The organism is Burkholderia mayonis, assembly GCF_001523745.2.
In the GTDB taxonomy this organism is placed as follows: domain Bacteria; phylum Pseudomonadota; class Gammaproteobacteria; order Burkholderiales; family Burkholderiaceae; genus Burkholderia; species Burkholderia mayonis.
Window position 1 is genome coordinate 1,250,855 of record NZ_CP013387.1, and the last position, 11,996, is coordinate 1,262,850.

General features: G+C 66.7%; 7 protein-coding genes. 3 read left to right on the top strand and 4 right to left on the bottom strand.

What is annotated here, in order from left to right; genetic code table 11:
• Nucleotides 1-12: 12 nt before the first annotated feature.
• A complete protein-coding gene (locus tag WS70_RS24195) occupies nt 13-2,337 on the bottom strand; it encodes an FdhF/YdeP family oxidoreductase (protein ID WP_059597689.1) in 2,325 nt (774 codons plus the stop codon).
• A 177-nt stretch (nt 2,338-2,514) separates the two neighbouring features.
• Between WS70_RS24195 and WS70_RS24200 the strand changes: the two genes are divergently transcribed.
• Together WS70_RS24200 and WS70_RS24205 are read left to right on the top strand one after the other, a co-directional pair.
• Complete coding sequence (locus tag WS70_RS24200) at nt 2,515-3,933, top strand: aminotransferase-like domain-containing protein (RefSeq protein WP_059597688.1); 1,419 nt, start codon at nt 2,515-2,517, stop codon at nt 3,931-3,933.
• Between the two features lie 55 nt (nt 3,934-3,988).
• On the top strand, nt 3,989-4,351 hold the full coding sequence (locus WS70_RS24205; protein WP_059474053.1) for a hypothetical protein: 363 nt from the start codon (nt 3,989-3,991) through the stop codon (nt 4,349-4,351).
• Nucleotides 4,352-4,466: 115 nt separating this feature from the next.
• Here WS70_RS24205 and WS70_RS24210 read toward each other — a convergent pair whose 3' ends face one another.
• The 3 genes from WS70_RS24210 to WS70_RS24220 all read right to left on the bottom strand — a co-directional run bounded on the left by WS70_RS24210 (nt 4,467) and on the right by WS70_RS24220 (nt 10,456).
• Nucleotides 4,467-5,210 (bottom strand): transporter, encoded by a 744-nt coding sequence (locus tag WS70_RS24210; RefSeq protein ID WP_059597687.1) that lies wholly within the window; start codon nt 5,208-5,210, stop codon nt 4,467-4,469.
• A 73-nt stretch (nt 5,211-5,283) separates the two neighbouring features.
• Entirely contained in the window at nt 5,284-8,061 is a 2,778-nt protein-coding gene (mgtA, locus tag WS70_RS24215) for a magnesium-translocating P-type ATPase (protein ID WP_059597686.1), read from the bottom strand.
• A 736-nt stretch (nt 8,062-8,797) separates the two neighbouring features.
• Nucleotides 8,798-10,456 carry a S8 family peptidase gene (locus WS70_RS24220; protein ID WP_059597685.1) on the bottom strand — a complete coding sequence of 553 codons (1,659 nt, stop codon included), beginning with the start codon at nt 10,454-10,456 and terminating at the stop codon, nt 8,798-8,800.
• 457 nt (nt 10,457-10,913) lie between these two features.
• On the opposite strand from WS70_RS24220, the gene WS70_RS24230 reads away from it, so the two are divergent.
• Nucleotides 10,914-11,810 carry a glutamate/aspartate ABC transporter substrate-binding protein gene (locus WS70_RS24230; protein WP_059597684.1) on the top strand — a complete coding sequence of 299 codons (897 nt, stop codon included), beginning with the start codon at nt 10,914-10,916 and terminating at the stop codon, nt 11,808-11,810.
• Nucleotides 11,811-11,996 lie beyond the last annotated feature (186 nt).

Sequence of the window (11,996 nt, forward strand, 5' to 3'; positions counted from 1 at the left end):
GCGCTCACCGTGTCATGCCGCTTGCTGCGCATCGGCAGCGGATCGATGCATCAGCACCGGAATCGACTTCGACGTCGGCGTGTTGCAGACGTCGCCGACGCTGTCGAGCGGCACGAGCGGATTCGTCTCCGGGTAGTACGCGCCGAGGCAGCCGCGCGGAATGTCGTACGCGACGAGCAGGAACCCGTCGACGCGCCGCTCGATCCCGTCGTCCCACACCGTTTCGAGAGCGACGCGCTCGCCCGCTTCGAGGCCGAGCATCGCGAGGTCGGCCGCGTTTGCGAACACGACGCGCCGCTGGCCGAACACGCCGCGATAGCGGTCGTCGAGCGCGTAGATCGTCGTGTTGTACTGATCGTGCGAGCGCGTCGTCATCAGCGTCATCAGCCGCTCGCCGTAGCGCGCGCGGGCGCGCTGGATCGGCGAGTCGACGGGCAGCGCGTGAACGATGAAGTTCGCCTTGCCGGTCGGCGTGAGCCATTCGCGCTCGCGCGACGCGATCCGCATGTGGAAGCCGCCCGGCTGCGCGATCCGCGCGTTGTAATCGTCGAAGCCTTCGATGCTCGTCTCGATCGCATCGCGGATCTTCGCATAGTCGTTCATGTAGCCGAGCCAGTCGATTTCGCCGCTGCCGAAGAGCGCATGCCCGAGCCGCGCGACGATCGCGGTCTCCGACAGCAGATGCGGCGACGCCGGCTTGTTCATCCCGTACGACACGTGAACCATGCACATCGAATCCTCGACCGTCACGCCCTGCGCGACGCCGTTCTGCAGATCGATCTCGGTGCGGCCGAGCGTCGGCAGGATCAGCGCTTCGCGGCCGTGCACGAGGTGGCTGCGGTTCAGCTTCGTCGTGATGTGGACGGTCAGGCCGCAATTGCGCAGGCCCTGCCACGTGCGCGGCGTGTCGGGCGTCGCCATCGCGAAGTTGCCGCCGAGGCCGACGAACACACCGATGCGGCCGTCGAGCATCGCTTCGATCGTCTCGACGACGTCGTAGCCGTGGCCGCGCGGCGGCGCGAAGCCGAACGCCTGGCCGAGCCGGTCGAGGAACGCATCGGACGGCTTCTCCTCGATGCCGACCGTGCGGTTGCCCTGCACGTTCGAGTGCCCGCGCACGGGACAAAGGCCCGCGCCCGGACGGCCGATGTTGCCGCGCATCAGCATCAGGTTCGACAGCATGTGCACGGTCGCGACCGAATGCTTGTGCTGCGTGATGCCCATTCCCCACGTCGCGATCACGCGCTCGCCGCGCACGTAGATTTGCGCGAGCGCGTCGATCTGCTCGTGCGGCACGCCGCTTTCCGCGGTCAGCGCGGCCCAGCTTTCCGCGCGCAGATCGGACGCGAACGCGTCGAAGCCGGCCGTATGCCCGGCGATGAAGTCGACGTCGAGCACACGTGCGTCGCCGCGCTCGCGCGCCGCGTCGTCGAGCTCGACCACGCGCTTCGCGACGCCCTTGATCAGCGCGAAATCGCCGCCGACGGCCGGCTGCACGAACATCGACGCGATCGGCGTGCTCGACATCGTCAGCATCTCGGCGGGGTGCTGCGGGCTCGCGAAGCGTTCGAGCCCGCGCTCCTTCAGCGGATTGATCGACACGATCGTCGCGCCGCGCTTCGCGCATTCACGCAGCTCGCCCATCATCCGCGGGTGGTTCGTCGCCGGATTCTGGCCGAAGATCAGCAGCGTGTCGGCCGCCTCGAAATCGTCGAGCGTGACGGTGCCCTTGCCGACGCCGACCGTGGCCGGCAGCCCGCGACTCGTCGCCTCGTGGCACATGTTCGAGCAGTCGGGGAAGTTGTTCGTGCCGTAGTAGCGCACGAGCAGCTGGTACAGGAACGCGGCCTCGTTGCTCGCGCGGCCCGACGTGTAGAACGCCGCGCGGTTCGGATCGCCGAGCGCGCGCAGGCGTTTCGCGATCAGCTCGAACGCGGCGTCCCATGCGATCGGCACGTAGCGGTCGCTGGCGGCGTCGTAGACCATCGGATCGGTGAGGCGGCCGTGCTGCTCGAGTTCGTAATCGGACTGTTCGAGGAGCGACGCGACCGTGTGCTCGGCGAAGAACGCGGGCGTCACGCGCTTCGCGGTCGCCTCGGCGGCGACGGCTTTCACGCCGTTCTCGCAGAATTCGAACGTCGACGCGTGCTGGCGATCGGGCCACGCGCAGCCGGGGCAGTCGAAGCCGTCCGGCTGGTTCTGGCGCAGCAGCGCGCGGTAGTTGCCGCCCGATACCTTTTCCTTGAACAGGTTGATCGCGACGTACTTGAGTGCGCCCCAGCCGCCCGCCGGATGGGCGTACGGTTCGATGCGCGCGTCGGGTTCCTTGGTTTTCATGTCTTGAAGAGTCTGAGCGCCGGTTGGGGACGGCGACGGAACGAAGCGTACGCGCTCGGCGGCGTGGGCCGGGAGCACACCTCGTCGGAAAGAAAAAGAGTACAGTTCGCACTTCTGGTGCGTTGCGTCAAGAAACTGTACTCTTGCGTATCGACAAACGGACAATCGAGGCACGCGGTGAAGCGCTACGAACAGCTCGCGGACGACATCGAGGCGATGATCCGGCGCGGCGTCTACCGGCCGGGCGAGCGGATTCCGTCGGTGCGGCAGGCGAGCCGCCAGCACCGGCTCAGCGTCACGACCGTCGTGCGCGCGTATCTGGTGCTCGAGAGCCGCGGCGCGATCGAGAGCCGGCCGCAGTCCGGCTATTTCGTGCGCGCGCGGCAGGACGCGCCGGAGCCGGAACTGCATGCGTCGACGCCCGTCGCGGTGTCGTCGGCCGTCGACGTGAGCCGGCTCGTGCTGTCGACGCTGCGCTCGATCGCGCGCGACGACGCGGTGCCGCTCGGCTCGCCGTATCCGGATGCGACGCCGTTTCCCGCGCAGCGGATCGCGCGGCACGCGCAGGCGATCGCGCGGCGGCGCACGCGCTGGGGCGTGATCGACGACTTGCCGCCCGGCAATCCGGAGCTGATCCGGCAGATCGCGCGCCGCTATCTGGAGAGCGGCGTCGCGGTCGATCCGGACGAGATCGTCGTGACGATCGGTGCGACCGAGGCGATCAATCTGTGCCTGCAGGCGGTCGCGAAGCCGGGCGACACGATCGCAGTCGAATCGCCGACGTTCTATGCGATGCTGCACGCGATCGAGCGGCTCGGGATGCGCGCGATCGAGGTCGCGACGCATCCGGGCGAGGGAATCGACATCGACGCGCTCGCGCGGATCCTTACGAGCGAGCGCATTGCCGCTTGCATGGTGATGCCGAATTTCCAGAATCCGCTCGGCTTTCTGATGCCGGACGAGTGCAAGCGCGCGCTCGTCGAGCTGCTCGCGCGGCACGACGTGCCGGCGATCGAGAACGACGTCTATCACGAGCTTTACTATGGCGCCGCGCGGCCGAGCACGCTGAAGGCGTTCGATTCGCGCGGGCTCGTGTTGCACTGCGCGTCGTTCTCGAAGAGCCTGTCGCCCGCGTACCGGATCGGCTGGGCGATGCCGGGGCGCTACCGCGATCAGGTCGAAAAGCTCAAGTTCCTGAACACGCTCGCGACGCCCGCGATCGACCAGCTCGCGATCGCCGAGTATCTGAAGCACGATGGCTACGATCATCATCTGCGGCGGATTCGCAAGCTCTATGCGCAGCAGGCGAGCATGATGGCGGCGATGGTGCGGCGCTTCTTTCCGGACGGCACGCGGCTGTCGCAGCCGCGCGGCGGCTACGTGCTGTGGGTCGAGCTGCCGGGCGGCGCCGATGCGATGGAGCTGTACCGGCTCGCGCTCGCGCAGAAGATCACGCTCGGGCCGGGGCACATGTTCTCGACGACGGGCGCGTATCGGCGCTTCATCCGGCTCAATTACAGCTATCCGTGGTCTCGGCAGATCGAGGAGGCGGTGAAGACGGTCGGCCGGTTGGCGGCGGTATGTGCAAAGAGATGACGGGTGGGGCGATGCGCGGCGCGCGCCCGATCGACGAGAGGACGGGACGATGATGATGGAAGGGGATCACGGCGAGCGGAACGAGCGAGGCGGTTCGGCGGAGGTCGACGAACGGGATGCGATCTCGCATGACGATGACGACGGCCGGCTCGATCCGGCGATCGTCGCGGTGCTGCTGCGATTGCGCGATGCGGCCGTCGAAGCGCGCGGCGCGCCGTGGTCGCTCGCGAAGCTCGGCAAACGCGCGCGCGTGCCGATGAGCACGCTGCGGCGCACGTTGACGCAGCTCGATGCGGCCGGCTTGACCGAGACGATCCTGCGCGACGACGGCACGGGCCGCGCGATGCTGACGGCGCAGGGGCTGGAATGGTGCGCTGCGCTTTTCGGCGATGCTGCCGCGGCGCGTGGCGACGCCTGACGCAACCACGCGCGTGCGAATCGACGACACGCATGCGGGCACGATTCGACGGGCGGCGTAAACAAGAGCGGGGCGGTCCACGGACCGCCCCGCCGTCATGCAGCAATGATCCGGCTTACCACCGCGCCGAGATCCCCGCCATCAACGAATGATCGTAGATCTGATCGTTGAGCCCGCGCCGATAGCCGATGTCGAGATCGAGCCAGCCGCGCGGCGAGTAGATCGCGCCCGCGATCACGTACGCTGGATTCGCGCCGGCGCCGCGCTCGGGATTGCGCGAGATCCCGACGTCGATGCCCAGCCGCAGCTTGTCCGTCGCGCGATAGATCGCCGCGCCGGACGCCTGCCAGATCGACGTCAGGCCGTCCTGGCGATTTGGCTGATACATCAGGCCTGCATTGGCGAGCAGTTGCACGCGTGCGATGTCGTACTGCGCGAGCAGCATCGCGCCCGCGTTCACGCGGCCGTTGCCGAGGCCGCGCGCGTCGTCGCCGACCGGCACCGTGAAGCGCGGCTTCACCGCGATGCTGAACGGCCCGCGTTCCAGCACGCGCCATTTCGCGCCGATTTCGATGTCGCCGAAGCCTGAGCCCTGTTCGTCGGAGCGTGTCTGCACGTGCGTGTACGGCGCTTGCATGTACAGATCGACGCGCTCGCCGAAGCCGCGCGTGAGCGTCGTGTTCCAGAGCTGCTGGCGGCCGATGTCGGACTGCTTCGACGTGCGCTCGACGTTCATTTCGTACTGCCAGCTACCGTCGCCTTGCGTGTTGGTGTCGTCGGACGTGAACGGGTGGTCGGCTTGCGCGCCGGAGGGCGCGAAAAGGGCGCCTGCGGCTGCGAGCGGAAGCATTCTTTTCATATCGTCACCTTCGATGAAACGAGCGGCCGGCGCGCGCGCCGCGCGCGGCCGGATGCGAGAGGGATGCGTCGCTTTAGAACCACTGTTTGTAGCGACGGACGTAAAGCGTCTTCACGATCTGCGCGAGCATGATGTAGCCCGCCATCGTCGCGACGAGCCACAGCCAGTAGCTGCCGGGCAGATGGATGAAGCCGAGCGCTTCGGCGAACGGCGAGAACGGCAGCCAGCAGCCGATCGCGATCGCGATCGTCGTCGACATCAGCACGGGCAGCGACGCGGTGCTCTGCAGGAACGGGATCTTCTGCGTGCGCAGCAGATGGACGACGATCGTCTGCGACACGAGGCTCTCGACGAACCAGCCGGAGTTCATCACGAGCTGGCCGCCCGCGCCGCCTTGCGCGTGGTACAGCGCGCCCGCGCCGAACACGGTCCACATCAGCACGTACGTCGTGATGTCGAACACCGACGACGTCGGCCCGACCCACAGCATGAAGCGGCCGATGTTCTTCGCTTCCCACTTGCGCGGCTTCTTCAGGAATTCGGGGTCCATCTTGTCCCACGGCAGCAGCATCTGCGACGTGTCGTAGACGAGGTTCAGCACGAGCATCTGCACGGCGAGCATCGGCTCCCACGGCAGGAACGCGCTCGCGACGAGCACCGAGAACACATTGCCGAAGTTCGAGCTCGCGGTCATGTTCAGGTACTTGAGGATGTTGCCGAACGTCTCGCGGCCCTTGATCACGCCTTCTTCGAGCACCATCAGGCTCTTCTCGAGCAGGATGATGTCGGCGGTCTCCTTCGCGATGTCCGCGCCGCTGTCGACCGAGATGCCGACATCGGCATCGCGCAGCGCGGGCGCGTCGTTGATCCCGTCGCCGAGGAAGCCGACCGTGTGGCCGTTCGCCTGCAGCGCCTTCACGATCCGCGCCTTCTGCAGCGGCGTGAGCTTCGCGAACACGGTGGTGCGCTCGACCGCCTTTTCGAGCGCCGCATCGCCGAGCGCTTCGACTTCGGTTCCGAGGAGCGGCTTGCCGGGCTCGAGGCCGACTTGCCGGCACACGTTCAGCGTGACGGTCGGGTTGTCGCCCGTCAGCACCTTGACCGCGACGCCGTTCTCGCGCAGCGCGGCGAGCGCCGGCGCGGCGGATTCCTTCGGCGGATCGAGGAACGTCAGGAAGCCGCGCACGACGAGGTCGCGTTCGTCGGCCGTCCGGTATTGCTCGCGCTCGTCGCCGCGCGGGATCGAGCGCGTCGCGACGATCAGCACGCGGAAGCCGTCTTCGTTGTATGCGTTCGCCTGCGTGAGAAGCCGCTTGCGCTCGACGAAATCGAGCGGGCGCACGCCTTCGTTATCCTGAACGTGCGTCGACACCGCGAGCATCTCCTCGACCGCGCCCTTGCAGACGAGCAGATGCGCGCCACGCGGGTCCTCGACGACGACGGACAGGCGCCGCCGCACGAAATCGAACGGCAGTTCGTCGATCTTGCGATAGCCCTGCGGCTTGATCCATTCGCCGAGCTGATTCGCACGATTGACGATCGCGATGTCGATCAGATTCTTCTGGCCGCTCTGGTGGAAGCTGTTCAGCCAGCCGAGGCGCAGCACGTCCTCGTTCTTGCGGCCGGACACGTCGAGGTGATGCTCGAGGATGATCTTGTCCTGCGTGAGCGTGCCCGTCTTGTCGGTGCAGAGCACGTCCATCGCGCCGAAGTTCTGGACCGCGTTCAGCCGCTTGACGACGACCTTGCGCCGCGCCATCGCGACCGCGCCGCGCGCGAGGTTCGCGCTGACGATCATCGGCAGCATCTCGGGCGTCAGGCCGACTGCGACGGCGAGTGCGAACGTCAGCGCGCTCAGCCAGTCGCCCTTTGTGAGGCCGTTGATCATGAAGACGACCGGCACCATCACGAGCATGAAACGGATCAGCAGCCAGCTGACGCTCGACACGCCGCGATCGAAGCTCGTCTCGACCCGCTTGTGGCTGACGACGTTCTTCGCGAGCGCGCCGAAATACGTGCCGGCGCCCGTCGCGACGACGACCGCGGTCGCCGTGCCGCTCACGACGTTGGTGCCCATGAAGCACGCGTTCGCGAGATCGAGCAGCGAACCGTCGTGGCCGGCGTCGCCGCTGCCGCTGCCGTTGCCGTTCGCCGGCTCGGCGGATTTCTGCGCGACGGCGCCGAGCGTGTCGTACTTCTCGACGGGCAGCGCTTCGCCCGTCAGCACCGCTTGGCTGATGAAGAGATCGCGCGACGAAATCAGCCGCACGTCCGCGGGGATCATGTCGCCCGCGGACAGATGCACGATGTCGCCGACGACGACGTCGCGCATCGGCACGTCGTGCTTGATCGGCGCGCTCGCGTCGTCGGTGCGGCGCTGCACGGTCGCCGTCGTGCGCACCATCGCCTTCAGCTTCTCGGCGGCGCGCAGCGAGCGGAATTCCTGCACGAAGCGCAGCAGCACGCTGATCGTGATCATCGCGAGCAGGATCGTGATCTTGACGTAGTCGCGATCGTCCGGCTCGGCGAAGTAGACGTCGGTGAGGAAGCTGATCGAGGCGAGCACGAGCAGCACGTAGACGAACGGGTTGTTGAACGACGTCAGCAGCTGCCGGCTCCAGTGCGGCGGCTTGTCGTGCGCGATTTCGTTCGGGCCGTCGCGCAGCAGGCGATCCTCGGCGTCGGATGTCGTGAGGCCGCGCTCGCTCGTGCGCAGGTTGTCGAGCGTGTCGGCGAGCGGTTGCGCGGATTCGTATTCGATGCGCATCGGGCGGCGATCGTCGCCGTCGTCCCGTGCGCCGTAATGGAGGAACCCGCGTTGCTTGTTCTTTGAGGGAGTGCGTTGTGTCATCGGACGCTCCGTGTGTCGCGCGCGGCGAGCGGGGAGCGTCGTCGTTATCGATGGACGAGCGTCTCCCGCCGCTTCGCGTCGCGCGCGTTCGGCTGAATGAGTGAAAAATCGGGGTCGCTCGCCGGCGCAGCCGACGCGGCGCATGCGCCGCCCGGCATGACGCCGGCGAGCGGTAATCGGCTACTGTCGTCTGCTTCCATCTGGACTCCTGTCGATCGTCGGCCGGATGCGATAAGGCATCCGGAATGAAGGGCGCGCATCACGGGTCGCTGCGAAAGCGATGCATGCACGAGCGGCACGCAAGCGCATGCGCGGCGCGGGCCGCGGATGGCGAGAACGAACGAGCACGACGCGCGCACGGCGGCGCATGCATCGTTCATTCGAGAAAATCGTGGCGGGAAGATCGAGCCGAGATGGCCGGAAAGACGCCGCATCCTGCTGGCGGGATGCGGCAGAAGCGTGGGGCTCTGCGCGAATGCCTCAGTCAGCAGTCAAGCCGGTGCAGGACCGACTACAACTCGCATCGGTGTTCACGGAACACTCCAAGTATCAAGACGGGGGCGATGGTAAGGGGTCGGCGTGCGAAGCGTCAAGCTTTTTACGGCAGGTTTACACGGTCTGCGCATTCGTTCGTGCGGCGCATGTGCGTCGTCGCGCGACCGCGGCCGCGCGCGGCGGCAAAGCAAGCGGCCGCCCGAACGGGCGGCCGCTGCACGATCACGTGCGGTTCGCGTGGCTATTTCGTTGCGGACGCAACCACGGTGCCCGCGTCGACGATCCCCGCACCCGGCGCGCGCGCGAGACAGGACGCCGTCGACGCCGACGGCCGCGCGGTGCTCGCGAGCTTCTGCGCGATCTGTGCGGGCGTCAGGTTCGGATTCACCGCGAGCATCAGCGACGCGACGCCCGCCACTTGCGGCGCGGCGAGGCTCGTGCCGCTGTGCGTGCCGTACGCGTCGGACGCCGGCACCGTCGTGCCCGCGTTGGTCGTCGACAGAATGTTCGAGCCCGGCGCGCTCAGCATGATGTCAGCGCCGAAGTTGCTGTACCACGCACGCTGGCCCGTGCTGTCGGTCGCGCCGACCGCGATCACGCCCGTGCAGTTCGCGGGGCGATCCTGGGTCGTCGCCTGGCCGTCGTTGCCGGCCGCGACGACGACGGTCGCACCTTGTGCGATGACGTCGTTGATTGCCTGCTGAAACGTGTCGCCGCACGGGCCCTTGCCGCCCAGGCTGAGGTTGATGACCTTCGCGGGCGTCAGATTCGTCGGCGCGCCGGCGACGGGGAGGCCGGCCGCCCAGCGCATCGCGTCGGCGATGTCGCTCGTCGTGCCGCCGCACTTGCCGAGCACGCGCACGGGCAGCATCTTGCCGTACCAGTTGACGCCCGCGATGCCGATGCCGTTGTTCGCGGCGGCGCCGATGATGCCGGCGACCTGCGTGCCGTGCCAACTGCTGTTCGACGGCGCGCTCGCGCAGTTATAGAACGGGCTCGACGGATCGGTCAGCTCCTGCTGCGTGACCCAGTCGCCCGGATCGGTCGCGTCCGGGCTGCGACCGTGCCCGTTGTTGCCGGTGTTGATGTCGGAAATGAAGTCGTAGCCGGGCAACAGATTTGCGATGATGTCCGGATGCGGACGATAGCCGGTGTCGAGCACCGCAGTGACGACGGTCGGCGAGCCGGTTGTCACGCTCCACGCGTTCGGCAGATCGATGCCGGCCGTCGGATCGAAGTAGTTCCACTGCTGCGCGTAGTTCGGATCGGTCGCCACGGTGTGGGCGAAGACGCGCCGGTCGGGCTCCGCGTACGCGACGTCCGGATCGGCCGCGAACGTTTGCGCGAGCGCGCTGGCGGTATCCGCGTTCATCTTTTGTCCGAGCGCGAGCAGCGCCGCGCCGCCCGACATCGTCCGCTCGACCTGCACGGCACTCGTCTGCGCGATGTTTTGCGCATACGAGCGCGCGGCGCCGCCCTTCGTGCTCCATTGCGACATCGCGCGCTGGATCACCGCGTCGAGACGCGCCGCGTCGTTCGTCGCGGCCATGATCCGCGCGCCCGACGCCGTCGTCGCCGATGCGTTTTGCAGCTTGACGATCAGATGGTCGACGGGCGCGTCCTGTTGAACGGTGCTGGAGACGAGGGAGGCGCTTGCGGCGGCCGATGCGGTTTGCGTGACGGGGCAGGCCGTCGTCGAAGTCGAGGATTGCGACGAGCCCGATGTCGGAGCAGGTGTCGGAGTCGGTTGCGCGGCTGCGGATGGTGCGCTGCCTCCGCCCCCGCCGCCGCCTCCGCCGCAACCGGCGAGCGGAACGAGGAGGGACACGGAGAGAATGCCGGCGACGGCGCGGGCTTGGCCAAACCGCGTCTGATCAGGATTGCTACGTTTGTTGTTCATGGCGCCTCTCCACCCTTGGTTTCGAAACCGCGTGTGCGGTTGACGCGGTCAAGATCCGTGGCGTGAGAAGTCCGTGAGCATCGTCGCCCTTCGGTTGCATCCCGATACATCGCCAGGTCTTGTCCGGATTCCGCCGGGCTCGTGCGCGCCCGATCGGAGGTACTGGTGTGAGTAACGGCTGCGTTTAACAATTCTTGATAGTCTTTCCGAAAATATAGTCGCTCACCGCACAAATACACGAGCATTTTTGGTGTATCGCATGGCCTGATTTGAGTGTAATTTTGAGATAAGCGCGGTAAACCGAGAACGACCGTATCAAACGGGTGAGCAAATGCGTATTCGGCGCACCGCCGGAAGGCGGCGGCGTCATGCGACCCGAAGGTTGCCGCAGCGCATGCCGCCAGTGGTTTTTGAACGGATTACGATCGCTTTTCATTCGACTTCTTTGGAGAAAAGCATGCACGTTCGTTTCAACTGGCCCGTCGCCGCGTTCGTCTGCATGGCTGCAGGCGCCGTTCATGCACAGGAACTCACCGGTACGCTCAAGAAAATCAAGGAGACGGGCGTCGTCGGGCTCGGCATTCGCGAATCGTCGGTGCCGTTCTCGTATTCCGACAATCAGCAGAAGAACATCGGCTATTCGCGCGACATCGCCGCGAAGATCATCGACGAGATCAAGCGGCAATTGAAGCTGCCCGGACTCGTCGTCAAGGAAATTCCGATCACGTCGCAAAACCGCATTCCGCTCGTGCAGAACGGCACGATCGACTTCGAATGCGGGTCGACGACGAACACGCTCGAGCGGCAGAAGCAGGCGGCGTTCTCGAACAGCATCTTCCTGTACGGCATCCGCTTCAGCACGCGCAAGGACTCGGGCATCAAGGACTTCGGCGATTTCGCGGGCAAGACCGTCGTGACGACGGCGGGCACGTCCGACGAGCGCCTCCTGCGCAAGCTGAACGAAGACAGGAACATGAACATGACGATCATCAGCGCGAAGGACCACGCCGAGGCGTTCATGAACGTGACGACGAGCCGTGCGGCCGCGTTCGTGATGGACGAGCCGCTGCTGTATGGCGAACTCGCGAAGGAGAAGAATCCGGGGGCTTACGTGGTCGCGGGTACGCCGCTCGTCCACGAGAACTACGCGTGCATGATGCGCAGGGACGATCCCGCGCTCAAGAAGCTCGTCGATTCGACGATCGCGCAGATGCAGACGTCGGGCGAAGCGGAGAAGCTCTACGACAAGTGGTTCATGCAGCCGATTCCGCCGCGCGGGCTGAATCTGAATTTTCCGTTGTCGCCGGAAATGCGCGCGCTCTTCAAGAATCCCAGCGATCGCGCGCAGTACTGAATAGGGTCCGCGCTCGGCGGAGGGCGGCGCGGCGCGCCTCGCCGCGCCGGTCCCTTGACCGGTCGATTGCGGCAGGGCCGCCGGCGGCCCAGCCGTGCCCGGATACGCGGCCGGCTCTGTATGTCGCTCGCCTCGCGCGTGTCGCGACAATCGACACGCAGCTTCACGATCCCGTCACATCGCACT